This window comes from Micromonospora sp. WMMC273 (assembly GCF_027460285.1).
Classification (GTDB): Bacteria; Actinomycetota; Actinomycetes; order Mycobacteriales; family Micromonosporaceae; genus Micromonospora; species Micromonospora aurantiaca.
Genome location: NZ_JAPZBE010000001.1, coordinates 52945 through 77393 on the forward strand (window position 1 = coordinate 52945; position 24449 = coordinate 77393).

Genomic DNA, 24449 nt, shown 5'->3' on the forward strand with positions numbered 1-24449 from the left:
CAGGCCGTACTCCGCACCGTGGAGTCATGGAATCCACACAGAAGGTCGTTCTGGTCACGGGCGCGAGCAGCGGGATCGGTGAGGCGACCGCGCTGCGTCTGGCCGCCGAGGGGCACGCCGTGGTCGCGGGCGCGCGGCGCGGCGAGCGGCTCGCCGCGCTCGCCCAACGGCACGACAACATCAGGGTACGGCGGCTCGACGTGGCCGACCGTGAGGACGTCGCGGCGTTCGTCGGCAGCGCAGTGGCTGAGTTCGGGCGGGTCGACGTGCTCGTCAACAACGCGGGTCTGATGCCGTTGTCCCGGCTCGACGCCCTGCTGGTGGACGAGTGGGACCGGATGATCGACGTCAACGTCCGGGGTCTGCTGCACGGCATCGCGGCCGTCCTACCGGTCTTCCAGCGGCAGGGCAGCGGCCACCTGATCACCGTCGCCTCCGTCGGCGCGCACGAGGTGGTGCCGACCTCCGCGGTGTACTCGGCGACGAAGTTCGCCGCGTGGGCGATCACCGAGGGTCTGCGCCTGGAGGCCGACCCGAGCCTGCGGGTCACCACGATCACGCCCGGCGTCGTCGAGTCGGAGCTGGCCGAGTCGATCACCGACCCGGTGGCCCGGGAGGCGATGCGGGAGTACCGCAGGAACGCGATCTCACCGGACGCGATCGCGCGGGCCATCTCGTTCGCCGTCGGCCAGCCGGCGGACGTGGACGTCAACGAGATCATCATCCGTCCGACCCGGCAGCGAGGCTGACATGTCCGGCACCAACCACCGCAAGGCCGCCACCGTCTTCCTGACGGCGGCGCTCACCGCCTGCGGCACGGAGACACCGCCCGCGCCGCGGTCCGCGCCGTCCGCGACGCAGGCGCGGCCCCCGGCCTCCGGAACCGTCCATCCGTACGTCGGGATGTGGGTCACCGCCGACGGCTACATCCGGCAGGAGCTGCTGCCCGACGGCCGGTACGACGAGGCGCGTGGCGACCGGGCGAGCGCCTACACCGGCCGGTACGAGGTGACCGGCGAGCACATCGACTACTGGGACGACAGCGGGTTCACCGCCGATGGCCGCTTCGACGGCGACGTCCTGCACCACGGCGGCTACCTGTTCTACCGGGAGGGCAGCGCTGCCCACCGGCAGGCGGTCTCGCAGCGGGCGTCCACTCGCCCGTCCGGATAGGGGAGCGCGCCGACCGACAGGGGAGCGCCGGGCGCCCCGGTGGCGGCGCCCGCTACCGGCGCCCGGCCCGCTGCCGGGCGGCCTCGTAGAGCGCCACCGTCCCGGCCGCCGCCGCGTTCAGCGAACTCGCCGCCCCCACGATCGGGATGCGCACCATCCGGTCGCTCGCCTCCTGCCAGCCCTTGCTGAGTCCGTGCGTCTCGTTGCCGATGAGCAGGAGAGTGGGGCCGGTCAGGTCGTGCTCGGCGACGTCGACGTCCCCGTGTTCGTCCGTACCGATGATCTGGACCTGCGGAAGTCCGTCCGCGCGCACGGCGGCGACCCAGTCCAGGACTTCGCGGTGACTGGCGACGCGCACCACCGGTACGGCGAACAGCGAGCCGGTGCTGGCCCGGACCGCCTTGGGGGCGTACGGGTCGGCGGCGTGGCCCGTGATGATCACGCCGGACGCGCCGAAGGCGTCGGCGGAGCGGACCAGCGTGCCGATGTTGCCAGGGGTCTTGGGGCGGTCGAAGACCACCACGAGCATCGCCGGCCCGACCGGGATGCGGACGAGGTCGTCGGTGGGCTGCGCCACCACGGCGAGCAACTCGGGGGACTCCTCGTCCTTGCCGCTCAGTTCCCGCATCAGGTCGGGCGCGAGCGCGACCCGCCGGGCGTCGGCGCGGTCGAGCAGGTCACGACACCAGCGGGACAGCGGCTGCCGGTCCGGGTACAGGAGCGCGCGGATCTCCCAGCCCTGCTCCAGGGCCACGGTGATCGGGCGTACCCCCTGGACCAGGAACTCCCCGGACCGCTGCCGCTTGGTGCGGTTGGTCAGCAGCGCCTGCCACTGCTGGAAGCTCGCGTTGCGGGTGGTGATCGTCAGGGTCTTCGCCACGCAGCCGATTCAACCGCATCGGGGTCGGCGGCCACGCGGCGGTGAGGCGTACGACGCGGCGCGATTGTCCCGCCGAGTGACCAGCCGCTATCGTTCCCTCGCCCCCAGCCGCAGAGTTTGAGGATCGCGATGACTTCCCCGCCGTTGACGAAGGTTGCCGATCGGGAAGGCTCACCCTCCGAGGAGCCGGGCGGTACGGCGACCACGCGCGAGCCGGGCAAGGAGGCGACGCCGAGCCGGTTCCGGGCCGACGTCGCCGGGCTCCGGGCCGTCGCCGTGGGGCTGGTGCTGCTCTACCACGCCGGGCTGCCGTTCATCCCCGGTGGTTTCGTCGGCGTCGACGTCTTCTTCGTGATCTCCGGTTTCCTCATCACCGGGCAGCTCATCTCCGAGATCGAGCGCAGCGGCCGGGTCTCGCTGATCGGCTTCTACGCGCGCCGGGCCAAGCGCATCCTGCCCGCCGCCACCGTGGTGCTGGCGGCCACCGCCGTCGCGGTCCGGCTGTTCGTACCCCGGGGTGAGTGGCAGGTCGTCGGCGGTGACATCGCCGCCGCGGCGACGTACATCGTGAACTGGCGCTTCGCCGACCGCGCGGTCGACTACCTGGCCGAGGACGTCGCGCCGTCGCCGGTCCAGCACTTCTGGTCGCTCGCCGTGGAGGAGCAGTTCTACCTGCTCTGGCCGCTGTTGATCGTGCTGGCCATCCTCGCCGCGCGCAAGCTCCGGCGGGCGAACGTACGGCCGGTCCTGTGGGTCGGTCTCGCGGTGCTGGCGGTGCCGTCGTTCGTCTGGTCGATCGTCGAGACGGCGAACTCGCCGCAGCGGGCGTTCTTCGTCTCCACCACGCGGTTGTGGGAACTCGGGGTCGGCGCCGCCATCGCGCTGCTGGCGGTCCGCGCCGCCCGGATGCCCCGGTCCGTGGCGGTCGTCCTCGGGTGGCTCGGCCTCGCCGCGATCGTCGCGGCGGCGCTGCTTGTCAGCGGGAAGACCGCATGGCCGGGGTACGCGGCGGCGCTGCCCACGCTCGGCGCGGCGGCGGTGATCGCGGCCGGCGCGGCAGCGGGCCCCCGCGGGCCGGTGATGGTGCTCGGCACGCGTCCGTTCCAGTGGATCGGTGACCTGTCGTACTCGCTGTACCTGTGGCACTGGCCGATGCTCGTGGTGGCCGCCGCGCACTTCGGTGACCTGTCGCTGACCGAGGGCCTGCTGGTGGCGCTCGCCTCGGTGATCCCGTCCTGGATCACGTTCCGGCTGGTGGAGAACCCGCTGCGCTACTCGCGGAAGATCTCCACGTCGCCTCGTCTGGCGTTGAGCCTGGGCGGCAACTTCACGCTCGTCGGCATCTGCGCCGGCATGGTCCTGGTGCTGATGGGCGCATGGGCCGCCGCCGCGACCACCACAAAGGGCCAGTACGCCCCGGGGGCCGCGTTGCTGTCGACAGCGCCCGGTACCGCCCCGATCGGCCCGGTCCCGGAGCGGTTCGACGTGATCAAACCGGATCCGCTGCAGATCCGGCAGGGCTTCATGGACGTGCCCGACACCAACCGGGACAAGTGCTTCCAGCAGGTCGACGGCGCCGAGGTGCTGTCCTGCACGTACGGCAACCCGAACGCGGCCACCACCGTCGCGCTCGTCGGCGACTCGAAGATGGACCAGTGGCTGCCCGCGTTCCAGGTGCTGGCCGAGCAGAACGACTGGAAGATCCTGATCGCCGCGAAGGCGTCGTGCCCGTTCACCAGCGCGCCGGCGGTCCGGGCCGACGACCCGAGCAAGCTCTACACCGACTGCATCGACTGGAACCGGTCGCTGATGCGCAAACTGGTCGAGGAGCGACCCGACTACCTGGTCACCTCGCAGGGCGCGGCGCGCGCCTTCGACAGCGACGCGAAGGAGCCGACGGTCGAGGCGATGGTCGCCGGGGTCCGGTCGGCGTGGAAGAAGCTCGACGCCGTGGGCACGCAGGTCGTCGTGCTCGCCAACAACCCCGGCCCCGGCCCGGCGGTGACGTGCGCCGACAAGAACCGCAAGCGCCTGTCCCGGTGCGCGTTCGACAGGGAGCGGCACGACCAGGACCCGGCGTACCGGATGCAGCGGCAGGCGGTGTCCGGCGCGCCGAAGGTCAAGATGATCGACCTGTTCGACGCCGTCTGCCCGACCGACAGGTGCCCCGTGGTATTCGGCAACGTGCTCATCTACCGGGGTGGCTCGCACATCGGCGCGGCGTACGTGAAGACGACAGCGCCGCACCTCGCCCGCGCCCTGTCCGACGTCGGCGTGCCGGCGCGCTTCAGCCCGGCCGGATAGCTCGCCCGGGTTGCGGCGCCCGGTCACGATGGCGGAGTGATCATGCGTCGGCCGCTCTGGCTCAGCCTCGCGTACGCGCTGCTGGCGGTCGCCGGTGCCACCCTGCTCTGGCTGCCGTTCCACACCCAGTCGGCGCTCGACGACTGGGGGGTGACGCTGCGCGAGCGGGGTACGCCCGCCCGGGCGACGGTGGTCGACCAGGTGACCGAGAGCGGCGGTAACAAGGGTTCCTCGTCGAGCACCATGTACTTCAGCTACGTGGTCGAGGGCCGGACGCACGCGCAGGAGGTGCCCTGCTTCGAGGTGTGCCGGGCGGCCGGCGCCGAGGTGCCGATCTGGGTCAACCCGGCGGACCCGGGCGATTTCGTCACCGACTTCGGGCAGCTCAGCGGGCATCGCGGGCGCGTGCAGGGCGTACTCGGCGTGGTCGGGCTGGCCGCTCTGGGCGCCGGTGTGGTGCTGACGCTGTCCCGCATCCGGCGCGCCGCCCGGCCAGGCCACGACCGCGCAGCCCGGCCGGGCAGAGACCGCGCCGTCCGGCTGCGCCGGGTGGCGCCGGCGCCGGTCGGAGACGGCCGCCTCTACACCGGCCGGGGCAAACGCAAGCGCAACGTCCGGCGCTGACGCACCGCTCGGCGGCGACGCGCTCAGCGGTAGAGCGTCTCCAGGTACGCCGGGCCGTAGTGGCGCTCCAGGTCGGCCAGGCTCTCCGCCGGGGCCTCCACCTCCTTGATCAGCCGGGCCCGCGTCGGCAGCACGTCCGGCTGCCAGGTCTCCGGCTGCCACAGCTCGGAGCGCAGGAACGCCTTCGCGCAGTGGTAGAAGATCTGCTCGATCGCGACCTCGACCGCGAGCAGCGGCCGGTGACCCTTGACCTCCATGTCGGCGAACCACGGCGCGTCGGAGATCAGCCGGGCCCGGCCGTTGATCCGCAGCGTGTCGGTGCGGCCGGGGATCAGGAAGATCAACCCGACGTGCGGGTTGGCCAGGATGTTGCGGTAGCCGTCGGCCCGCCGGTTGCCGGGCCGCTCCGGAATCGCGATCGTGGTGTCGTCGAGCACCAGCGCGAAGCCGGGCGGGTCACCCTTCGGGGAGACGTCGCAGGTGCCGTCCGCTCCGGCGGTGGCGATCAGGCAGAACGGCGAGGCGGCGAGCCACTCCCGGTCGCGTTCGTGCAGCGTACGGCGGTCCTTGGCGGCAGCGCGCGGCATCGGCGTGCCGATCAGCTCACGTAGTTCGGACTCGCTGGTGATCTCCCGGGTCGTCACGTCTTCCTCCCCCGTCCGTTGACCTTGACGGCGGTTTCGCCCCGCGACGGGCCGCGATCCGCCACTGTCAGCCTAGGAGAGCGCGTCGAGCGCCGGGTTTGCCCCCGGGGCCGGCGGGTAGGGACCGGTTCGCAGCGTGCGGCCGGACGTGACGGATGGAGGCCGAGATGGAGAGCCGGCTCAAGGTGCTCGGCCATCCCGTGCATCCGATGCTCGTGATGTTCCCGGTGGCGCTCTTCGTGACCGCGGTGATCTTCGACGTGGTGGACACCGTGGGCGGGCCCGGCTTCCTGGCCGAGGTCGCGTACTGGAACATCACAGTCGGTCTGATCGGCGGCCTGCTGGCCGCGGCGGCCGGGGCGTTCGACCTGCTCGCCCTGCCGGCCGGCACCCGCGCCAAGCGGGTCGGTGTCACCCACGCCGCCGCCAACGTGGCGGTCATCCTGCTGTTCGCCGCGGTCTGGGCGGTCCGGCTCAACGCCGACTCCCGGGCGGCCGGCGGCGCACTCGTCGCCATCGAGGTGGTCGCCCTGGCGATCCTCGGCGTCAGCGCGTGGCTCGGCGGCGAACTGGTGGACCGGCTCGGTGTCGGCGTCGACCCGGAGCACGATCTCAACGCGCCCAGCTCGCTGCGACCCCCCTCGGCGACACAGCGGATCGGAGACGCGCGATGACGGAACAGGGCGGCGGACGGGGCTGGCGTGGCCGCCAGCAGGGCTGGGATCCGATGGGCGAGCTCCAGTCGCTGCGCTCCGAACTGAGCCGGCTGGTCGGCGGACGCTCCGGCGGCCAGGACGTGGACCTGGCCGAGACGGCCGACGGCTGGGAGGTGGTCGTCCGGCTCCCCGGCGTCGCGCCGGAGGAGGTCGCCGTCGAGCTGGACGACCGCGAGCTGTGCGTCCGCGCCCGGTCGGAGGCCGAGGTGAACGCCGACCACGGCATCCCGGGCGGGTTCACCACCCGGGGCTTCGAGTACCGCGTGGACCTGCCGTCCCGCGTGGACCCGGACCGAATCGACGCGGTGATGGACCACGGTCTGCTCCGGGTGCGTCTGCCCCGGGCGACCCGGCCCGCGCCGCGCACCATCACCGTCGGGCGGACCGGTCCGCGACCGGGTGCCGACCGTACGCAGATGCCCGCCGACCCGGCCGCGGACCGGGAGCTGCACCACCCGGACACCGCGCTCGACGAGATCGACAGGCCGTAGGGGCCGCGTGACCAGCCCGTCGGGCGACTCCGACTCGCCGCGCCGCGACCCGGGGCCGTCGTCGGTGCTCGGACCGGTCGGCGAGCGCGTCCCTGACGTCGAGCGGATCGCCGTGCTGCGCGCCAACGCGCTCGGCGACTTCATCTTCGTGCTGCCGGCGCTGGACGCGCTGCGGTCCGCGTACCCGTCGGCGGAGATCGTGCTGCTCGGCGCGCCGTGGCACGCGGCGCTCTGGCGCGACCGGCCCGGCCCGGTGGACCGGGTGCTGGTGGTGCCGGCGGTGCCCGGCATCCGCGATCCCGGGCCCGGCGATTCGCCGGGTGACGTCCCGGCGTTCCTGGCCGCCGCCCGCGCCGAACGGTTCGACCTGGCGTTGCAGGTGCACGGCGGCGGCGGCAACTCGAACCCGTTCGTGGCCGGGCTCGGCGCGCGGGTCACCGCCGGGCTGCGGGCCGAGGGAGCGCCGCCGCTGGACCGGTGGCTGCGCTACGTCTACTACCAGCACGAGGTGATCCGCTACCTGGAGGTGGCCGCCCTGGTCGGCGCGCCCGCCACCACGATCACCCCGGCGCTGGAGGTCACCGCCGCCGACCGGGCGGAGGCCGCCGCCGTGCTCGGCGAACCCACCCGGCCGCGGGTCGCGCTGCACCCGGGCGCCACCGACACGCGGCGGCGCTGGCCGCCGGAACGCTTCGGCGAGGTCGCCCGCGAGCTGACCGGAGACGGGTACGAGGTGCTTGTCACCGGCACCCCCGCCGAGCAGGAGACGGTCGATGCGGTGGTGGCGGCGGCAGGCGTTCCGGTGCGTCCCCAGGTCGGCACGCTCAGCCTGGGCGCGCTCGCGGCCGCGTACGCGGAGTGCGCGCTCGTGGTCTCCAACGACACCGGCCCGCTGCACCTGGCCGCCGCGGTGGGCGCGCCGACAGTCGGCGTCTTCTGGGTCGGCAACCTGATCAACGGGGCGTCGCCGCTGCGCGGGCGGCACCGCCCGATCGCCGCCTGGACCACCCACTGCCCGGTCTGCGGCGTCGACTGCACACCCGGGATCTACCCGCACCGGCCCGGCGACGGCGAGTGCCCGCACCGCGTCTCGTTCGTGGCCGACGTGCCGGTGGCCGAGGTGGTCGAGGCGGCTCGCGAACTGCTCACACCTCCGCCGGCGACTCGCTGAGCACCACTTCCCACGCCTCCACGTCGCGTTCGGTGACAGTGGTCGGCGACTCCAGGTGGTAGGCCCCGCTGGGCAGCACCCCGGCGCCGCCGTGGCGCTCCAGCACGGCGAGCTGCGCGGCGACGTCCTCGCCCTGGTGCCGCTCGGGCAGCCGCTCCCAGAAGTCGAAGCCGCCGGCGTCGACGAGCTTGGCGCGGTCGTAGAGCACGCACCCGCCGATCCAGGAGACCTTGTACGCGCGCCACTCGCCCGCCGCCAGGTTCAGCTTCTCGGTGATGTGCAGCAGGTTCGCCGCCGGGTGGATGGACGCCCGGTGCCACTCCGGCGTGCCGGGCATGATCCGTTCCGGCACCGGCGGCCCGGTCCACTCCTCGTAGTGCCGGTGCGTGTCCGGGCGGACGTCGTCGGCGTAGGAGAGGCCGTGCACCGCGTTGCCGACGAACCCGCAACCCAGCTCGTCGAGCGCGGTGACCAGGCGGGACAGCGCACCCGGCTCCAGCCACACGTCGTCGTCGAGGCAGAGCACGACGTCGGCAGCCGACTGGGCCAGCAGGTAGGACCGGTGCTCGGCCAGGCCGCGGCGGGGCAGCCGCCGGGTCAGCAGCACCGGGTGCCCCCGGTGGCGCAGCGCCCGGACCATCGTGGCGGCGGCCGGGTGCGCGTACGCGGGCTCGCCGTCGGACTGGTCGCTGACCACCACGCCGAACCCGGGTACGCCCTCCTGGGCGGCCAGCCCGGACAGCGTGACAGCCAGTTCGGCGGGCCGGTTGCGGGTGGGGATCAGCACGTCGAGCCGCCGGTGGTGCCGGAACCGTCCGGGCGTGCCCGGGTCGAGCGGACGGGTCACGCCGGCCTGCTCTCGCCGACCGTGTCCGTGACCGGGTGGGCACGGATGCGGTCGATGATCGCCGAGGTGGAGCGGTCCGGCACGTACCCGAGCGTGCGCACCTGCCCGCCCAGCCGCCGTACCAGCGGCGCCTCCGGCACCATCTCCGGCGGGTAGTCGCCGCCCTTGACGTAGACGTCGGGCCGGACCGCCTCGATCAGCCGGGCCGGGGAGTCCTCCTCGAAGACCACCACATGGTCGACGCAGGCCAGCGCCGCCAGCAGGGCGATCCGGTCCTCGACCGGGTTGACCGGCCGGTCCGGGCCCTTGAGCCGCCGGACGCTGCCGTCCGAGTTGACCGCCACGATCAGCAGGTCACCTAGCGCGCGGGCCTGGGTCAGGTAGCGGACGTGCCCGGGGTGCAGCACGTCGAAGCAGCCGTTCGTGAACACTACCGACCGGCCTGCCTGCCGGTGCTCCTCCACCAGCGCGGCCAGCTCGTCGGCGCCGACCAGCGCCGGGTGCCCGCCCTCGTCCGGGCCGGTGCCGAGCGCGGCCAGCAGGTCCTGACGCCGGCACACGCAGGTGCCGGTGTCGGCCACCGTGATGGTGGCGGCGAGCTGGGCGAGCTGGGCGGCGGTGGGCAGGCCCGCGTCGGCGGCGAGCGCCAGCGTCATGGCCGCCAGGTACGCGTCCCCGGCGCCCACCGCGTGGCTGGCCGGGACCGGGGTGCTGTGGCTGCGCCGGGGCTCGCCCTCGGCGCCGCCGACCACAGCGCCCTCGGTGTCCAGGGTCACCGCAACCACGTCGGCGCCGGTGTGCGCGCGCAGCTCGGGCAGGCGCGACTCGGCCAGCACAGCCCGGTCCACCCCGGCGCCGGCCGCCGCGCTCACCGTCACGCCGGTCCCGGTGACGCTCAGCCCGTCGCCGGTCAGCGCCACCCGCTCCTCGCCCGGCACCGGCTCGCCGGTCGGCCCGGTGGGGGCCTCGGCGGCGGGCGTACCGGAGGTCGGATGCGGGCTGCCCGGTACGCGCTCACCCGATCCGCCGGGCGCGGCGCCCACCATCAGCTCGGACGGGCCGTCGGCCTCGGCCGGGTGGTCCAGGTGCACGTCGCCGCTGGGGACGGCACCCCGCTCGGCGTGCGCGAACCCGGCGGCGGCGCGGGCCAGCAGCCGGGTCGCCTCCGCGAAGCTCGGCGTCACCACAGTCGGGTTCAGTCCGCGCCAGTCGGCCAGGTCGTGCGCGTCGAGCGCCACGGTGCCGTACCGGTCGCGGTTGGCGACCAGCCAGGCGCGCACCGCCGACGGCAGCGCGCCCAGGCCGTAGTCGCAGACCACGAGCGTGAGCGGCTGACCGGCGGCCACCGCGCGCAGCTCCTCGGTGGCGCAGTGCAGCGCGGTCAGCAGGCGGGCCACCCCGTCGGCGTCCAGCCCGTCCTCCGGGCCGCCGGAGTCCTCGCGCAGCAGGATCTGGTTGCCGGCGAGCATCCGCCGCTTGACCGGCGTGGGCCGGCCCGGCTGGCTCACCGTACGGTCCCAGACCGCCGCCCGGTCCAGGCAGTCGTGCAGTTCGTCGCCGGCCACGTCGGCGCCGACCGGGGCGACCAGCGCGGCCCGGCCGCCGAGCGCCGCGACGTTCACCGCCGTGTTGGCGGCGCCTCCCGCGGCGGAGATCCGCCGCCGCAGGGTGAGGACCGGCGCGGGTGCCTCGCGGCAGAGCCGCTCCGACTCGGCGAACCGCCACTCGTCCAGCATGGCGTCCCCGACGACCAGCACGGGGCGCTGCTGCCAGCTCGTCACGACTGTGGCGAGCCGGCGCTCTTCCGCTGCTGCTCCTGCCATGCCCCTGCGGATCCCCCCGGGCCGTCGGGCCAAACGCGACGCGGGCCACCCGATGCGTCCGGTTTCGTGGCATCGGGCCGGGGAACCGTCTCAGACGTACCCCGGAGAGGAGAGAACAGCATGGCAGCGACACTTCAGGGCAAGCGCATCGCCTTCCTGGCCGCCGACGGCGTCGAGGAGGTCGAGTACACCAAGCCCCGGGAGGCGGTGGAGAACGCCGGCGCCCAGGTCGAGCTGGTCTCCATCGAGTCCGGCACGATCCAGGCCTTCAACCACCTCGACCACGGCAAGCAGTACCAGGTCGACGTCACCACCGAGGAGGCGGACGCCGGGGCGTACGACGCCCTGGTCCTGCCCGGTGGCGTGGCGAACCCCGACTTCCTGCGGACGGACCCGGAGGCGGTCCGGTTCGTCAAGGCGTTCTTCGACGCCGGTAAGCCGGTCGGGGTGATCTGCCACGGCCCGTGGACGCTCGTCGAGGCGGACGTGGTGCGGGGCCGCACCATCACCTCCTGGCCGAGCCTGCGCACCGACCTCACAAACGCCGGCGCGAAGTGGGTCGACCAGGAGGTCGTCACCGACAACGGGCTGGTCAGCAGCCGCAAGCCGGACGACCTGCCGGCGTTCTGCGCCAAGATCGTCGAGGAGTTCGCCGAGGGGCGACACGCCGCCCGGTGAAACTCGTACGCCCACCGGGGGCATGATCCGCCCCCGGTGGGATAGGAAGCGGGATGACCGCCCAGGCCGCCCCTCCCGCGTTGCCCGCCCGACAGATCCGCCTGCTGATGTTCGGTCTGATGACCGGCATGCTGCTGGCGGCGCTGGACCAGACCATCGTCGGTACCGCGTTGCCGACCATCGTCGGCGAACTGGGCGGCATCAACCACTACTCCTGGGTGGTCACCGCGTACCTGCTGGCCTCGACCGCCTCGACGCCGCTGTACGGCAAGATGGCCGACCTGTACGGGCGCCGGCCGGTCTTCCTGTTCTCCATCGGGATGTTCCTGCTCGGCTCGCTGCTGGCCGGGCTGTCGCAGGACATGACCCAGCTGATCGTCACGCGGGGCGTGCAGGGCCTGGGCGCGGGCGGCTTGATGACGCTGGCGTTCACCATCATCTCGGACGTGGTGTCGCCCCGGGAGCGTGGCCGCTACCAGGGGTTGTTCGGCGCGGTGTTCGGCGTCTCGTCGGTGGCCGGACCGCTCGTCGGCGGTTACTTCGCGGAGAACAACTGGCGGTGGATCTTCTACATCAACGTGCCGCTGGCGATCCTCGCCATCGTGGTCTGCTGGCACGTGATGCGACTGGTGCCGTTCGAGCGGCGGGAGCACACGGTCGACTGGATCGGCGCGGCGCTGCTCGTGGCCGGCGTGAGCTGCCTGCTGCTGGCGCTGAGCTGGGGCGGCGCCGAGTACGCCTGGGGCTCCGGCGTGATCGTCGGGCTGTTCGCCGCGGGCGCGGTGCTGGGTGTGCTGTTCGTCGTCCAGGAGGCCCGGACCAGGGAGCCGATCCTGCCGCTGCGGCTGTTCCGCAGCGCCACGTTCGCGCTCGCCAACGGCGCGGGTTTCGTGCTCGGTCTGGTGATGTTCGGGTCGATCATCTTCATCCCGCTCTACCTCCAGATCGTCAAGGGCGCCTCGCCGACCCGCAGCGGTCTGCTGATGCTGCCGATGATGGCCGGCGTCATCGTCACCTCCGTGCTCACCGGCCGGGCGATGAGCCGGATCGGCAGGTACAAGTGGTTCCCGGTGGCCGGCGCGGCCGTACTGGTGGCCGGCATGCTGCTGTTCCAGCAGCTCCAGGTGGGCACCTCGCTCTGGCTCGCGTTCGGCTACATGGTGGTGATCGGCGTCGGGCTGGGCCTGTGCATGCAGTCGCTGATCCTGGCCGTGCAGAACGCGGTGAGCGTCCGCGACCTGGGCGCGGGCACCTCGTCGGCGACGTTCTTCCGGTCGCTCGGCGGCTCGTTCGGTGTGGCCATCCTCGGTGCGGTGCTGTCGTCCCGGCTCACCTCGGAGATGTCCGCGCGGCTGCCGGGTGCGCTGGCACAGCTCCCGCCGGAGCAGCGGGCCGCGGTGACTGCCGGCGGGGACTTCTCGATCAACGATCCGGCGGCGATCCTCGCCCTGCCCGCCCCGGTACGCGCCGCCGTGCAGGCCGCGTTCGTCGAGTCGCTGCACCTGGTCTTCCTGACCACCGGGCTGATCGCCGTGATCGCCGTGCTGGTCACGCTGGCGATGCCGAACCTTCAGTTGCGCGGCACCGGCCCGCAGGGCGCCACCGGTGGCGCCGACCCGCTCGGCGGGAAGGCGCCCGCGCCCGGCGGCAAGCCGCTGACGAAGGAGTCGAAGGACGAGGCCGCCGCCGACATGGAGGCGAAGTCGCAGACGATGCTGTGACCTGCGGCTACTTGAGGATCAGCCGGTTGGTCTGCTCGAACACGTCGAGGTCGGCGAGCGTCTCGTGCACGCTCGACGACAGCGGGTGCGGGAAGTCGGCCGGGTGGAAGAAACCGGAGTCGGTGGTCTCGTCGGTGAACCGGGCGAGTTCGCCGTCCCACTCGTCGACCCGGAACGCCGTGGTGAAGACCTGGTACGTGTGCCCGTACATGTTGGTGTGGGTGCGGTCGGGGCCGGTGTAGAGCGCGAACGCGCTGACCCGCAGCGCCCGCAGCCCGGTCTCCTCCCGGACCTCCCGGACCGCGCAGTCGGCGATCGACTCGCCGAGTTCCATGGCGCCGGCCGGCAACGCCCACTGGCCGTTGTCGGAACGCTGGATCAGCAGCACCCGGGCGGCGTTGTCGCGCACCACGGCGCGCGCGCCGACGAACATCAGGGTGCGGTCACCGGCCAGGGCGCGGAGCTGCCCCACGTACGAGTCGGCCCACGAGATGCTCACCCGGACAATCTACGCACCATCCGTGATCACCTCGCCGATTCCGGGGGGTTCCGCAGATGTGACCGCCGCCACTACCTTGTTACCCATGCGTAGCACGATGATGGATGCCCCTCTCCAGGTCGCCCGGATCCTCGAACACGGCTCCACCGTGCACGGCGCGGCGGAGGTGGTCACCTGGACCGGCGCCGAACCCCGCCGGATGACGTACGCGGAGGTCGGGCGCACCGCCGCCCGGCTGGCCCATGCGTTGCGTGACGAGTGCGGGGTGACCGGCGACGAGCGGGTCGGCACGTTCATGTGGAACAACAACGAGCACCTGGTGGCGTACTTCGCCGTGCCGAGCATGGGCGCGGTGCTGCACACGCTCAACATCCGGCTCTTCCCCGACCAGGTCGCCTACATCGCCAACCACGCGCAGGACCGGGTGGTGCTCGTCGACACCACGCTCATCCCGCTGCTCGCCCGGGTGATCGGCGAGATGACCACAGTGGCTCACGTGGTGGTGGTCGGCGGTGGCGACCCGGCGCCGCTGCTGGCCGCGGCCGGCGACCGGATCACCGTGCACCACTGGGATGCGCTGCTGGCCGACCGCCCGGACCAGTTCGACTGGCCGGAGGTGGACGAGCGCGACGCCGCCGCCCTCTGCTACACCTCTGGGACCACCGGCAACCCCAAGGGCGTCGCCTACTCGCACCGCTCGATCTACCTGCACTCGCTCCAGGTCTGCATGCCGGAGGGCTTCGGGCTCGGCCCGAACGATCGGGAGCTGGCGATCGTGCCGATGTTCCACGCGATGTCGTGGGGCCTGCCGTACGCGGCGTTCCTCTCCGGCGCGTCGCTGATCATGCCGGACCGGTTCCTCCAGGCCGAGCCGATCGCCGCGATGATCGCCGCCGAGCGACCCACGCTCGCCGGCGCGGTGCCGACCATCTGGACCGACCTGCTGGCCTACCTGGACGCGCACGAGGTGGACCTCTCCTCGCTCAAGGAGGTCATCGTCGGTGGTTCGGCCTGCCCGCCGGCGCTGATGCACGCGTTCCACGACCGCTACGGCATCGACGTCATCCACGCCTGGGGCATGACCGAGATGTCGCCGCTGGGCTCGGTCTCCCGGGCACCGGCCGGTGCGACCGGCGACGACGCCTGGCGCTACCGCTACACGCAGGGCCGCGTCCCGGCGGGCGTGACCGCGCGGATCGTCGGCCCGGCCGGCGAGCCGCTGCCGGCCGACGGGACGTCGGTGGGGGAGCTGGAGGTACGCGGGCCGTGGGTGACCGCCCGCTACATCGGCGACGACGCCCCGGACGAGGAGAAGTTCCGGGACGGCTGGCTGCGGACCGGTGACGTCGGCACGCTCTCGCCGGACGGCTACATCACGCTCACCGACCGCGCCAAGGACGTGATCAAGTCGGGCGGGGAGTGGATCTCCTCGGTCGAGCTGGAGAACGCCCTGATGGCGCACCCGGCGGTGCTGGAGGCGTGCGTGGTGGGCGTACCGGACGAGCGCTGGGACGAGCGGCCGCTGGCCACCGTGGTGGTCCGCGAGGGCACCTCGGTGACGGCCGAGGAGCTGCGGGACTTCCTCGCCGGCTCGGTGGCGCGCTGGCAGCTGCCGGAGCGGTGGGCGTTCATAGACGCGGTGCCGAAGACCAGCGTCGGCAAGTTCGACAAGAAGGTGGTGCGCTCGCGGTACGCCGACGGCGGCCTCGACGTGCGGGAACTGACCGCGTCGTAACGTTTCGCGGCGTACCGTCGCCTACACGGGTAGGACGCGTTCCCAACGGACATTCCTCCCAGAGGGCGGCCCCGGCGTTCGCACCGCGCCGGGGCCGCCCGTCCGTTACGGGGTGACCCGCACCGTCATTGTTGCGAAACTTGTTCGCTTCTGTCCGGCTGTCGCGGAAATCCGGTCGCCTACTCGTCGGCGGTGCTCACCAGCACCTTGCCCACCACGCTGTCCTGCACCGCCTGCTGCGCTGCAGCGGCCTCCGCCAGCGGATACCGGTGCAGCGGCAGGCCCGCCTCCTCACCGACCCGGATCGCGCCCTGAGCCACCGCCGCCGCGATGTCGGTGACCGCCTGCGCCTTCGCCACCTTCGGCGCGGTGTAGATCAGCACGAACTGCCAGCGCGCGTTCGGGACCATCAGCGGCCGGATCGGCAACGTCACCTCGTCGCCGCCGTCGTCGGCGTACACGCAGACCGCCCCGCCGGTGCGCAGCATCCGGACGTCGGCGGCGGCGTTGCGGGCGGCGGACACCTCGACGATCGTGTGCACCCCGTCGGGCGCGACCTTGCGGACCTCCTCGACCACGTCCTGCTCGCGATAGTTGATCACGAAGCTGGCGCCGGCCGCCGCCGCGAGCTGCGCCTTCTCCGGGCTGCTCACCGTGGTGATCACGCACGCGTCGGCCCAGCGGGCGAGCTGGATCGCCGCGTTGCCCACCGCGCCCGCACCGCCCTGCACCAGCACCACGTGGTCGCTCAACGCACCGGCGTGCAGCTTGTCCGGCATGAACTCACCGGCGGTCAGGCAGCGGTGCGCGGTCATGAACGGGATGCCCAGCGCCGCGCCCAAATCGAACGAGGCCGGACCGAGCGGCACCGCGTGCCGGACCGGCACCAGCGTGTACTCGGCGGCGGTGCCCCACGGCCGCTGCCACGCCGCCTCCCACACCCAGACCCGCTCACCGATCAGCGTCCGGTCGACGCCCTCGCCGACCGCCTCGACCACCCCGGCGCCGTCCTGGTGCGGGATCTGCCAGCCGGCCGGCAGCGGCCACGCCTGGCGGGCCTTCCAGTCGGTCGGGTTCACGCCCGACACGGCCATCCGGACCAGCACCTCGCCCGGCCCGGGTTCCGGCACCGGCCGCTCCACCACCTGGAGCACCGAGGCGTCCCCGCTGCGCTCGTACACGATCGCCTTCATCGCCGTCCCTCCGCCGTCCTTCCGGGTGCGCTACCCGGCAGCCGCCCGAACATGCGGCCCCGGGCACACCCGGCCACCGTACGACGGCTCGTCAGGCGGCCGGCTTGAGCACGACCTTCGAGTAGCCCGGTTCGCGGCGGTCGAAGCGCTGGTACGCCTCCGGCGCCGCGTCCAGCGGCAACTCCTTGCTCACCACGAAGCTCGGGGTCGCCCGCCCCGCCGTGATCAGGTTCCGCAGGTACGCGTTGTAGGTCTTCACGTTCGCCTGCCCGGTGCCGATCCGCAGGCCCTTCTCGAACAGCTTGCCCACCTTGAACAGCAGCTCACCCCGGGCGGAGTGCTCGTCCGGGGCGCCCGGGTCCGCCGAGAGGTAGAGCCCGACCACGCCGATCGCCCCGGTCGCGCGCACCACCTCCACCAGCGTGTTCAGCACCAGCGCCGGCTGCTCCTCGCCGCTGGGTGCGGACGCCTGGTATCCCACCGCGTCCACGCCGTGATCGGTCCCCACCCCGGCGGTCCGGTCCCGGATCTGCTCGACCGGGTCGCCCGCGCTGAAGTCGATCGGGGTGGCGCCGATCGACTCGGCCAGCCGCAGCCGGTCCGGCACCCGGTCCACCACGAACACCTCGGACGCCCCGATCAGCACCGCCGAGTACGCGGCCATCAGCCCGACCGGCCCGCCGCCCATCACCGTCAGGTTCTCGCCCGGCCGCAGCCCGGTCATCGCCACCCCGTGGTAGCCGGTCGGGAAGATGTCGGCGAGCATCGCGTAGTCGTTCTCGTGTTCGGTGCCCGGCGGCAGCTTCAGGCAGTTGAAGTCGGCGAACGGCACCCGCAGGTACTCCGCCTGCCCACCCCGGTACGGCCCCATCGACACGTAGCCGTACGCGCCGCCGGCGAAGCCCGGATTCACCGTCAGGCAGAACCCGGTGCGCTGCTCGCGGCAGTTGCGGCAGAACCCGCACGCCACGTTGAACGGCATCGAGACGCGGTCACCCACGCGCAGGCTCGTCACGCCCGGCCCGGTCTCCACGATCACGCCCATGTTCTCGTGGCCGAACACGATGCCCGGCTCGGCGGCCGTCCGTCCCTCGTACATGTGCAGGTCGGAACCGCAGATCGCGGTCGTCGTCACCTGGACGACCACGTCGTTCGGGTCCTCGATCCGCGGATCGTCGACCTCGTTGACGGCCACCTCGTGCGGCCCCTCGTACACCACAGCCCTCATGTCACCGACCGTAGGCCGGGTGGCGGCGGCGGGTGGGTGGTTCAGTCGATCCCCGCCACCACCTCGGGCGTGAGCGCGCCGATCGAGGGGAGCAGCACGGCCGCGAGCGCCTCGGCGTCCGGATCGAGCGGGTACGACGCATGCGGCACCGCCACCACCCGGCACCCGGCGGCGGCCGCCGAGCGGACCCCGTTCGACGAGTCCTCCACCGCGACGCACCGGGCCGGGTCGACGCCCAGCCGCTGCGCCACCGCGAGCCACACGTCGGGCGCGGGCTTGCCCCGGGCGGTTTCCTCGGTCGACAGCGTCGCGCCGAACGAACCGGCCAGGCCCGTCGCGTCGAGCGCCGCCGCGATCAGCCGGGTGGGTGAGGAGCTGGCCAGCCCGAGCGGCCACCGCGCGGCGATGCGGCGCACGACCGCGTCGGCGCCGTCGATCAGCGGTACGTGTTGCGCGTACCGCCGGGCCATCTCGGTCACCACCTCGGTGGCGACCTGCTCGGCCGACCTGTCGACGCCCAGCTCCCCGCTCAGGTAGCCGGCCCACTCGGCGGTGCTCATGCCCATCAGCCGACGCTGGGTGTCCGGCTGCCAGACGCCGCCGTGCTCGGCCACGTACGCCCGCCGGACCTCCTCCCACACCGGCTCGGAGTCCACGATCACGCCGTCCAGGTCGAAGAGCACCGCGTCCACCATTCCGCCATCCTGCCCCAGCCGGCGGCCCGGTTCACCGCGGCTGCGCCGCCTTCGCCGAACGCTGCGCCGGAAGGCCGATCGGGGCCTTGGCCGGGATGATCGTGCGGCAGCGCGTCGCGATCGGTTCCAGCAGCTCCCGCAGCCGGGCGGTACGCTCCGCGCCCAGCGCCCGCCACGGGCCCGACGCGGCCCGGTCGGTGGCCTCCTCGACCACGCGGAACGTCTCCGTGGCGTACGCCGTGGGGTCCAGGTCGTCGGTCAGCCAGCCCTTGTCCACGAGGCGCTGCTCGGCGGCGGTCCACTGCTCGTCGGTCCAGCCCCGGGCCGGCTGGTGGAACTCGCGCGACTGGTCGACCCGGCACCGCCAGGCCACCACCTCGACCGGTTCCAGGCCCGTGGTCACGAGCGCCGCCACGTGCCCGTCGCCCCGGTGCTCGCGCAGCGTCGCGGCGGCCTGCCAGAGCCGGGCGAGCGGGTACTCGCCCCGGGGCAGGGCGGCGTTCACCGCGCCGAGCACCCGCCCGGCCGTGTCCACCCGCCCGGCCGCCTCCTCCAGCAGGTCGGCGGCCTCGACCAGGTGCGATTCGGGCAGCTCGTAGGTGAACTCGGCGAGCGCCTGCACGCCACCGGTGAGCCGGGCCCGCAGTGCCTCCTCCGGGGTGGCCAGGCGCCACACCGACGGCAGTGCGCGGGCCACCATGGCCGGCGCGAAGCTGAAGAAGGCAGCAGTCACCGCCGGGGCGTCGACCGGTCCGAGCGGCGCGGCCCGGCCGGCGAAGTAGCCGCGCCAGTAGCCCCGCAGCCCGACCGCCTCGAACGCGGCCCGGGCCCGGGGGTGGAAGTAGGTCACCGCGTGGACCGGCTCGTAGAGCGTCCACATCTGCCGGGTCACCCCGGCCTCGTCCAGCGCCGCCACGTGCACCTCCGCGTCGGTGGGCAGATCACCACGGACGGATGTGCCGCCCGTGGTGACCATGAACCTACTGCCGCTGGGTGACCGGACGGAAGCCCGGAGTGATCTACTGCGCAGCGAGCACGTCGACGACGAAGCGCAGCGGCCCGGCCGGGCGACCGCCCGCGGCGTCGTTGCCGTACGCCAGCTCGGCCGGAAGGTCCAGCTGGACCCGGCTGCCCACCGGCACGCCGACCAGGCCCTGGTCCCAGCCCTTGATGACCTGGCCCACGCCGATCTGGAAGGTGGCCGGCTGGCCGCTGTCCCAGGACGCGTCGAACTGCTTGCCGTCCTTGTAGAACACGCCCACGTAGTTCGTGGTGATGTTCTGACCGGCCTTCACCGCCGGCCCGGTGCCCTTCACCAGGGTGGTGACGGTGAGCTTCTTCAGCTCGCCGGTGCCGGCCTGCACTGTCGGCTTGGTCTTCAGCGCCGGGTCGATGCCGGCGGGCAGCTCCTGGGCGGGCGCGGTGGGCTCGGCCGGCGCGGTGGGGCTGGCCGACGAGCCGGCGGTGGACGTCTTGTCGTCGTCCCCGCTGTTCAGCCAGACCAGGCCACCGACCAGGGCCACCACCGCGAGCACGCCGACCGCCGCGCCGAGGATCGACTGCCGGCGGCGACGCGCCTCGGCTGCCTTCTTCTCGGCCAGCTGGGCGGCCAGCCGCCGCTGTGCCTTGGTGGCCGGGGCCTGGCCCGCCGACCGGTTCTCCACACGCTCGCTCACGTCGACTCCCTGCAGGGTGGGTGGGTGCGCCCCCGGCGGGCCGCCGCCGAGGCCAGCGCACACGGTACCCGCCCGGACCCCCAGCGTGCCCATACGGCCGCCACGATCCGGACACGATGCCCGATACGGGGGCACCGCACGGGGTACGTTCCGACAATGGCGATCCTCAGCGAAGAAGACCTTGCCCTGCTCGGCGAGCCGCAGCTCGCGCACGTGGCGACGATCGAGGCCGACGGCACCCCGCACGTCACCCCGGTCTGGGTCGACACCGACGGCGAGCACATCGTGTTCAACACGGCCAAGGGCCGGCAGAAGTACCTGAACATGTCCCGCAACCCGGTGGTTGCGGTGTCGGTCGCGGACAAGGCCGACGACTTCCGCACGCTCTGGGTCAAGGGCACCGTCGAGTTCGTCACCGAGGGCGCCGACGAGCACATCGACCGGATGGCGAAGAAGTACCTCGGCCAGGACACCTACCCCTGGCGCCGCCCGGGCGAGGAGCGCGTCATCGTGCGCGTCACCCCGACCGAGAAGCTCGGCCGCGGCTGAACGGCGGGAGCCCCGCCCGCCACCGGGGCGGGGCCATCGCCGTACGCGTCAGGCGGTCTTCTTCTTCGCGGGCGCCTTCTTGGCGGCGGTCTTCTTCGCCGGTTCGGCCTTCTTCGCCGCCGTTTTCTTCGCGGGCGCCTTCTTGGCAGTGGTCTTCTTCGCCGGTTCGGCCTTCTTCGCCGGCGCCTTCTTCGCGGCCTTCTTGGCCGAGCGGGCCGACGAGATCGGCGTCGGCTCGGCCCCGCCGCCGGACGGCGCCTCGCCCCGGGCCGCCCGGGCCCGCTCGACCGACGCCTTCAGCGCGGCCATCAGGTCCACCGCGGCGGCGGGCGCCGCTTCTTCCTCCTCCGGCTGCACCACCTCGCGGCCCTCGACCTTCGCGTCGATGACCTCCTGCAACGCCGCCCGGTAGTCGTCGGTGAAGGCGTCCGGCTCGAACTCCCCGGCCATCGAGTCGATGAGCGAGCTGGCCATCGCCAGTTCCGGCGGGCGTACCTTCAGGTCCTCGTCCAGGAAACCGAAGTCGGGCCGGCGGATCTCGTCCGGCCACAGCATGGTGTTGAGCAGCAGCACGCCCTCGCGGACCCGCAGCGTGGCGAGCTGCTCACGCTGGCGTAGCGCCACCTTGACGATCGCCACGCGTTCCGAGTCGGACAGCGCGTCGCGCAGCAGCACGTACGGCTTCGTCGCCGAGCCCTCCGGCTCGAGGAAGTACGCCTTGTTGTAGAGGATCGGATCGACCTGCTCGGCCGGTACGAACTCCAGCACGTCGATCGCGTGCGACGTGCTCAACGGCAGGTCGGCGAAGTCGGAGTCGGTGAGGATGACCATCTCGCCGCCGCCGATGTCGTACCCCTTGGCGATGTCGTCGTAGGTGACCTCCTCGCCGCAGACCGAGCAGGTGCGCTTGTAGCGGATCCGGCCGCCGTCCTCGCGGTGCACCTGGTGGAAACGGATGTCCTTCTCCTCGGTGGCCGAGTAGACCTTCACCCCGATCGACACCAGGCCGAACGACACCGCTCCTTTCCAGATCGCCCGCATAGCCGCGCTCCTCTCCCCGGTTGACCACCAGAATCGCAAACGATCGAACGCGACGCACGCGCTTCGCTACGCAACTACAGTCAGGAGGTGCCCGGCGCGCCGTTGAAGCCGATGCTCGCGACGACCGGGCAGCTCCCGGCCGGCGCCGCCTGGTCGTACGAGTTCAAGTGGGACGGCGTACGCGCGCTCGCCGACATCTCCCGCGGCGACAGGCACTTCTACGCCCGCTCCGGCGTCGAGATCACCACCGCGTACCCGGAACTGCTCAACCTGGCCGAGCAGGTGGACGACGCGCTGCTCGACGGCGAGGTGGTCCTCTTCACCGACGGGCAGCCCTCGTTCACCGCGCTCGCCGAGCGGATGCACGTCCGCAACCCGGCCAAGGCGGCGCGGCTGGCGGCGACCGTACCCGTTACGTACATGATCTTCGACCTGTTGCGGCTCGACGGCGTCGACCTGACCTCCCGGCCCTGGCGGGAGCGGCGGGCGGCGCTGGAGTCGCTCGGGCTCGGCGCCGCCCGGTGGGCGGTGCCGCCGGTCTTCGGCGACGGCCCGGCCACCTACGCGGCGGCCGGCGAGCACGGGCTGGAGGGGGTGATGGCCAAGCGGGTCGACTCGCTCTACCGGCCCGGCGTGCGCTCGCCGGACTGGGTGAAGGTCAAGCTGGAGGTCACCGCCGACTTCGTGGTCGGCGGCTGGCGGCCCGGCGCGCGGCGCGTCGGTGGCCTGCTGGTCGGCGTGCCCGGCCCGGACGGTCGGCTGATCTACCGAGGACGGGTCGGCGGCGGGATCGGCGCGGCCATCGAACGGGAACTGCTGCGCGAGCTGGAACCGCTGCGTGCCACCGACTCGCCGTTCGCGGCCGGGGTGCCGCGCGAGGATGCCCGGGGCGCGATCTGGGTAACTCCCCGGATCGTGGTGGAGGTCAAGTACGGCCAGCGCACGCCGGACGGCCGGCTGCGCTTCCCGCGCATCCTGCGCCTGCGCCCGGACAAGCCGCCCGAGGAGGTCGACGATGCCGTCTGACCGGCTCAAGGTCGAGGTCGAGGGGCGCTCGCTGGAGCTGTCCAACCTGGACAAGGTGCTGTTCCCGAAGGCCGGCTTCACCAAGGGCGAGGTGATCGACTACTACACCCGGATCGCCCCGGTGCTGCTGCCGCACCTGAGCGAGCGCGCGCTGACCCGGATCCGGTTCCCCAACGGCGTCGACGGCGGCTCGTTCTTCGAGAAGAACGCACCCGCCGCGACCCCCGGTTGGGTACGCACCGAGAACCTGCCCGCCCCCGGGTCCACGAAGGGGCGGGAGACCATCGACTACGTGGTCTGCGACGAACTCCCGACACTCGTGTGGCTGGCCAACCTGGCCGCGCTGGAGCTGCACACTCCGCAGTGGAAGATCGGCGCGCACCCGGACATGATGGTCGTCGACCTGGACCCGGGCGCCCCGGCGGCGCTCAAGCAGTGCTGCCAGGTGGCGCTGCTGATGCGCGACCGGCTGGCTTCCGACGGCGTCGAGGCGTACCCGAAGACGTCGGGGAAGAAGGGCATGCAGCTCTGCTGCCCGATCGCCGGCACGCAGGACGCCGATCTCGTCTCCGACTACGCCAAGCGGATCGCGCAGGAGCTGGAGCAGGCACACCCGAAGCTGATCGTGTCGAAGATGGCGAAGAACCTGCGCCCCGGCAAGGTCTTCATCGACTGGAGTCAGAACAACGCGGCGAAGACGACAGTGGCGCCGTACTCGCTGCGCGCCCAGCCGGTACCCTCGGTGTCCACGCCGCTGACCTGGGACGAGGTGGAGGCCGGGGCGGCGGGGAAGCGGCCGTCGACGCGGCCGTACACCGCCGGCGAGGTGCTCAAGCGGGTGGAGAAGCAGGGCGACCTGCTGGCGCCGCTGCTCGACGGCGGTCCCGAGCTGCCCGTGCGCTGATCCGGGCTGCTTCGGCTGCTCCGGACGGGCGGCTCGGACGGTTAGGGTGAGCGGACCGGCAGACAGGAGTTTCGCGCATGGCACACCAGGCAGCCGTCGCCGTCGCGCCCGACGCGGTCGGGTACCCGCTGCTCAGCTACCACGACGACGCGACGGGCGAACGCACCGACCTGACCGCCGCGCAGCTCGGCGAGTGGGCGGCCCGCAGCGCCGGGCTGCTGCGCGACGGATGTGGGCTGCGCCCCGGTGACCGGGTGGCGGTGCTGCTGCCGCCGCACTGGCGTACCGCGGCGGTGCTGCTCGGCGCCTGGTCGATCGGGCTGACCGTCTCGTTCCGTCCCCGTGCCCTGGCCGGGCTGCCGGTGCTGGAACCCGGTGCCGACCGGCCGTACGACGCGGTGTTCGTGACGCCGGAACGCCTCGACGACTGGCTGGAGGACGTACCCGAGGGGACGCACCGCTACCTGGTGGGCACCGGGCCGGAGCCGCTCGGCGAGGTGCCGCCGGGCTGGCTGGACTGGTCGGCCGAGGTGCTGCGACACCCGACCGACCCGCCGGACTACACCGCCGTCGACCCGTCCGACCCGGCCACGCCGGACGGCACCAGCTTCGGCGCGTGGCGGCGCCTGGCCGCCGAGATCGCCACCCGGATGGACCTGCACCCCGGCGACCGCCTGGTGGTGGACCCGAGAGAGGACGAGCAGCCCGTGAGGTGGCTGCTGGCCCCGTTGTCCGCCGGCGCCACAGTCCTGATCCACGCCACCCCCACCCCCTAGCCCTGGCCCGAGCCCCCGCCCGAGCCCTCGCCCGAGCCCCCGTCGATCTTGCGGT

At 72.9% G+C, this 24449-nt stretch carries 25 protein-coding genes; 14 read left to right on the forward strand and 11 right to left on the reverse strand.

What is annotated here, in order from left to right; genetic code table 11:
• Positions 1–26: 26 nt before the first annotated feature.
• Together O7611_RS00290 and O7611_RS00295 are read left to right on the forward strand one after the other, a co-directional pair.
• Positions 27–749, forward strand: a complete 723-nt coding sequence (locus O7611_RS00290; RefSeq protein ID WP_269695961.1) for an SDR family oxidoreductase — start codon at positions 27–29, stop codon at positions 747–749.
• A gap of 1 nt (position 750) precedes the next feature.
• On the forward strand, positions 751–1173 hold the full coding sequence (locus O7611_RS00295) for an Atu4866 domain-containing protein (RefSeq protein ID WP_269695962.1): 423 nt from the start codon (positions 751–753) through the stop codon (positions 1171–1173).
• Between the two features lie 52 nt (positions 1174–1225).
• Here the strand turns inward: O7611_RS00295 and O7611_RS00300 are convergent, their stop codons facing one another.
• Positions 1226–2053 (reverse strand): TrmH family RNA methyltransferase, encoded by an 828-nt coding sequence (locus tag O7611_RS00300; RefSeq protein WP_269695963.1) that lies wholly within the window; start codon positions 2051–2053, stop codon positions 1226–1228.
• 129 nt (positions 2054–2182) lie between these two features.
• Here O7611_RS00300 and O7611_RS00305 point away from each other — a divergent pair, with 129 nt between their 5' ends.
• Both O7611_RS00305 and O7611_RS00310 read left to right on the forward strand, forming a co-directional pair.
• The gene (locus tag O7611_RS00305) at positions 2183–4357 is read left to right on the forward strand and encodes an acyltransferase family protein (RefSeq protein WP_194798923.1); all 2175 of its coding nucleotides are present in this window, start codon (positions 2183–2185) and stop codon (positions 4355–4357) included.
• Between the two features lie 42 nt (positions 4358–4399).
• Positions 4400–4981, forward strand: coding sequence for a DUF3592 domain-containing protein (locus O7611_RS00310; RefSeq protein WP_194798922.1), 582 nt, complete (start codon positions 4400–4402; stop codon positions 4979–4981).
• A gap of 23 nt (positions 4982–5004) precedes the next feature.
• On the opposite strand, the gene O7611_RS00315 is transcribed toward O7611_RS00310, so the two are convergent.
• Complete coding sequence (locus O7611_RS00315; RefSeq protein ID WP_194798921.1) at positions 5005–5625, reverse strand: pyridoxamine 5'-phosphate oxidase family protein; 621 nt, start codon at positions 5623–5625, stop codon at positions 5005–5007.
• 167 nt (positions 5626–5792) lie between these two features.
• On the opposite strand from O7611_RS00315, the gene O7611_RS00320 reads away from it, so the two are divergent.
• From O7611_RS00320 to O7611_RS00330, 3 genes are read left to right on the forward strand one after another with little or no spacing between them, the layout of a single operon-like run.
• Positions 5793–6299 (forward strand): DUF2231 domain-containing protein, encoded by a 507-nt coding sequence (locus O7611_RS00320; RefSeq protein WP_194798920.1) that lies wholly within the window; start codon positions 5793–5795, stop codon positions 6297–6299.
• The gene (locus O7611_RS00325) at positions 6296–6832 is read left to right on the forward strand and encodes an Hsp20/alpha crystallin family protein (RefSeq protein ID WP_194798919.1); all 537 of its coding nucleotides are present in this window, start codon (positions 6296–6298) and stop codon (positions 6830–6832) included. Before O7611_RS00320 ends, O7611_RS00325 begins: the two co-directional genes overlap by 4 nt.
• 7 nt (positions 6833–6839) lie before the next feature.
• Positions 6840–8003 (forward strand): glycosyltransferase family 9 protein, encoded by a 1164-nt coding sequence (locus O7611_RS00330; RefSeq protein ID WP_194798918.1) that lies wholly within the window; start codon positions 6840–6842, stop codon positions 8001–8003.
• On the opposite strand, the gene O7611_RS00335 is transcribed toward O7611_RS00330, so the two are convergent.
• On the reverse strand, positions 7978–8850 hold the full coding sequence (locus O7611_RS00335) for a glycosyltransferase (protein ID WP_194798917.1): 873 nt from the start codon (positions 8848–8850) through the stop codon (positions 7978–7980). The genes O7611_RS00330 and O7611_RS00335 overlap by 26 nt on opposite strands.
• A complete protein-coding gene (rfaE2, locus tag O7611_RS00340; RefSeq protein WP_194798916.1) occupies positions 8847–10673 on the reverse strand; it encodes a D-glycero-beta-D-manno-heptose 1-phosphate adenylyltransferase in 1827 nt (608 codons plus the stop codon). Before rfaE2 ends, O7611_RS00335 begins: the two co-directional genes overlap by 4 nt.
• Before the next feature lie 120 nt (positions 10674–10793).
• Here rfaE2 and O7611_RS00345 point away from each other — a divergent pair, with 120 nt between their 5' ends.
• Together O7611_RS00345 and O7611_RS00350 are read left to right on the forward strand one after the other, a co-directional pair.
• Complete coding sequence (locus tag O7611_RS00345) at positions 10794–11351, forward strand: type 1 glutamine amidotransferase domain-containing protein (protein WP_194798915.1); 558 nt, start codon at positions 10794–10796, stop codon at positions 11349–11351.
• Positions 11352–11404: 53 nt separating this feature from the next.
• On the forward strand, positions 11405–13072 hold the full coding sequence (locus tag O7611_RS00350) for an MDR family MFS transporter (RefSeq protein WP_194798914.1): 1668 nt from the start codon (positions 11405–11407) through the stop codon (positions 13070–13072).
• 7 nt (positions 13073–13079) lie between these two features.
• Here O7611_RS00350 and O7611_RS00355 read toward each other — a convergent pair whose 3' ends face one another.
• Positions 13080–13571, reverse strand: a complete 492-nt coding sequence (locus O7611_RS00355; RefSeq protein ID WP_018785677.1) for an NUDIX domain-containing protein — start codon at positions 13569–13571, stop codon at positions 13080–13082.
• Positions 13572–13671: 100 nt separating this feature from the next.
• On the opposite strand from O7611_RS00355, the gene O7611_RS00360 reads away from it, so the two are divergent.
• Positions 13672–15306 (forward strand): fatty acid--CoA ligase, encoded by a 1635-nt coding sequence (locus O7611_RS00360; protein ID WP_194798975.1) that lies wholly within the window; start codon positions 13672–13674, stop codon positions 15304–15306.
• Positions 15307–15485: 179 nt separating this feature from the next.
• Here O7611_RS00360 and O7611_RS00365 read toward each other — a convergent pair whose 3' ends face one another.
• From O7611_RS00365 to O7611_RS00385, 5 genes are all read right to left on the reverse strand, one after another.
• The gene (locus O7611_RS00365) at positions 15486–16499 is read right to left on the reverse strand and encodes an NADPH:quinone reductase (protein ID WP_091414663.1); all 1014 of its coding nucleotides are present in this window, start codon (positions 16497–16499) and stop codon (positions 15486–15488) included.
• Between the two features lie 91 nt (positions 16500–16590).
• Positions 16591–17727, reverse strand: coding sequence for a glutathione-independent formaldehyde dehydrogenase (locus tag O7611_RS00370; RefSeq protein WP_194798912.1), 1137 nt, complete (start codon positions 17725–17727; stop codon positions 16591–16593).
• A gap of 41 nt (positions 17728–17768) precedes the next feature.
• Positions 17769–18422, reverse strand: a complete 654-nt coding sequence (locus O7611_RS00375; RefSeq protein ID WP_194798911.1) for an HAD family hydrolase — start codon at positions 18420–18422, stop codon at positions 17769–17771.
• A gap of 31 nt (positions 18423–18453) precedes the next feature.
• Positions 18454–19302: an SCO6745 family protein gene (locus O7611_RS00380; protein WP_194798974.1), complete on the reverse strand. Its 849-nt coding sequence runs from the start codon at positions 19300–19302 to the stop codon at positions 18454–18456.
• A 139-nt stretch (positions 19303–19441) separates the two neighbouring features.
• The gene (locus O7611_RS00385; protein ID WP_269695965.1) at positions 19442–20191 is read right to left on the reverse strand and encodes an FKBP-type peptidyl-prolyl cis-trans isomerase; all 750 of its coding nucleotides are present in this window, start codon (positions 20189–20191) and stop codon (positions 19442–19444) included.
• 63 nt (positions 20192–20254) lie between these two features.
• Between O7611_RS00385 and O7611_RS00390 the strand changes: the two genes are divergently transcribed.
• Positions 20255–20647, forward strand: a complete 393-nt coding sequence (locus O7611_RS00390; RefSeq protein ID WP_174536027.1) for a PPOX class F420-dependent oxidoreductase — start codon at positions 20255–20257, stop codon at positions 20645–20647.
• Between the two features lie 48 nt (positions 20648–20695).
• On the opposite strand, the gene ku is transcribed toward O7611_RS00390, so the two are convergent.
• Positions 20696–21688 carry a non-homologous end joining protein Ku gene (ku, locus tag O7611_RS00395; RefSeq protein ID WP_194798910.1) on the reverse strand — a complete coding sequence of 331 codons (993 nt, stop codon included), beginning with the start codon at positions 21686–21688 and terminating at the stop codon, positions 20696–20698.
• Between the two features lie 87 nt (positions 21689–21775).
• On the opposite strand from ku, the gene ligD (O7611_RS00400) reads away from it, so the two are divergent.
• From ligD (O7611_RS00400) to O7611_RS00410, 3 genes are all read left to right on the forward strand, one after another.
• Positions 21776–22714, forward strand: coding sequence for a non-homologous end-joining DNA ligase (ligD, locus tag O7611_RS00400; RefSeq protein ID WP_269695967.1), 939 nt, complete (start codon positions 21776–21778; stop codon positions 22712–22714).
• The gene (ligD, locus tag O7611_RS00405) at positions 22704–23618 is read left to right on the forward strand and encodes a non-homologous end-joining DNA ligase (RefSeq protein ID WP_269695970.1); all 915 of its coding nucleotides are present in this window, start codon (positions 22704–22706) and stop codon (positions 23616–23618) included. Before ligD (O7611_RS00400) ends, ligD (O7611_RS00405) begins: the two co-directional genes overlap by 11 nt.
• A 77-nt stretch (positions 23619–23695) precedes the next feature.
• Positions 23696–24394 carry a TIGR03089 family protein gene (locus O7611_RS00410; protein ID WP_194798907.1) on the forward strand — a complete coding sequence of 233 codons (699 nt, stop codon included), beginning with the start codon at positions 23696–23698 and terminating at the stop codon, positions 24392–24394.
• Positions 24395–24449: the final 55 nt, after the last annotated feature.

Coding starts and splice junctions, on each gene's coding strand:
- O7611_RS00290 (WP_269695961.1), top strand. CDS start 27: ATGGAATCCACACAGAAGGTCGTTCTGGTCACGGGCGCGAGCAGCGGG.
- O7611_RS00295 (WP_269695962.1), top strand. CDS start 751: ATGTCCGGCACCAACCACCGCAAGGCCGCCACCGTCTTCCTGACGGCG.
- O7611_RS00305 (WP_194798923.1), top strand. CDS start 2,183: ATGACTTCCCCGCCGTTGACGAAGGTTGCCGATCGGGAAGGCTCACCC.
- O7611_RS00310 (WP_194798922.1), top strand. CDS start 4,400: ATGCGTCGGCCGCTCTGGCTCAGCCTCGCGTACGCGCTGCTGGCGGTC.
- O7611_RS00320 (WP_194798920.1), top strand. CDS start 5,793: ATGGAGAGCCGGCTCAAGGTGCTCGGCCATCCCGTGCATCCGATGCTC.
- O7611_RS00325 (WP_194798919.1), top strand. CDS start 6,296: ATGACGGAACAGGGCGGCGGACGGGGCTGGCGTGGCCGCCAGCAGGGC.
- rfaE2 (WP_194798916.1), bottom strand. CDS start 10,673: ATGGCAGGAGCAGCAGCGGAAGAGCGCCGGCTCGCCACAGTCGTGACG.
- O7611_RS00345 (WP_194798915.1), top strand. CDS start 10,794: ATGGCAGCGACACTTCAGGGCAAGCGCATCGCCTTCCTGGCCGCCGAC.
- O7611_RS00350 (WP_194798914.1), top strand. CDS start 11,405: ATGACCGCCCAGGCCGCCCCTCCCGCGTTGCCCGCCCGACAGATCCGC.
- O7611_RS00360 (WP_194798975.1), top strand. CDS start 13,672: ATGGATGCCCCTCTCCAGGTCGCCCGGATCCTCGAACACGGCTCCACC.
- O7611_RS00365 (WP_091414663.1), bottom strand. CDS start 16,499: ATGAAGGCGATCGTGTACGAGCGCAGCGGGGACGCCTCGGTGCTCCAG.
- O7611_RS00370 (WP_194798912.1), bottom strand. CDS start 17,727: ATGAGGGCTGTGGTGTACGAGGGGCCGCACGAGGTGGCCGTCAACGAG.
- O7611_RS00375 (WP_194798911.1), bottom strand. CDS start 18,422: ATGGTGGACGCGGTGCTCTTCGACCTGGACGGCGTGATCGTGGACTCC.
- O7611_RS00380 (WP_194798974.1), bottom strand. CDS start 19,302: ATGTGGACGCTCTACGAGCCGGTCCACGCGGTGACCTACTTCCACCCC.
- O7611_RS00385 (WP_269695965.1), bottom strand. CDS start 20,191: ATGGGCACGCTGGGGGTCCGGGCGGGTACCGTGTGCGCTGGCCTCGGC.
- O7611_RS00390 (WP_174536027.1), top strand. CDS start 20,255: ATGGCGATCCTCAGCGAAGAAGACCTTGCCCTGCTCGGCGAGCCGCAG.
- ku (WP_194798910.1), bottom strand. CDS start 21,688: ATGCGGGCGATCTGGAAAGGAGCGGTGTCGTTCGGCCTGGTGTCGATC.
- ligD (WP_269695970.1), top strand. CDS start 22,704: ATGCCGTCTGACCGGCTCAAGGTCGAGGTCGAGGGGCGCTCGCTGGAG.
- O7611_RS00410 (WP_194798907.1), top strand. CDS start 23,696: ATGGCACACCAGGCAGCCGTCGCCGTCGCGCCCGACGCGGTCGGGTAC.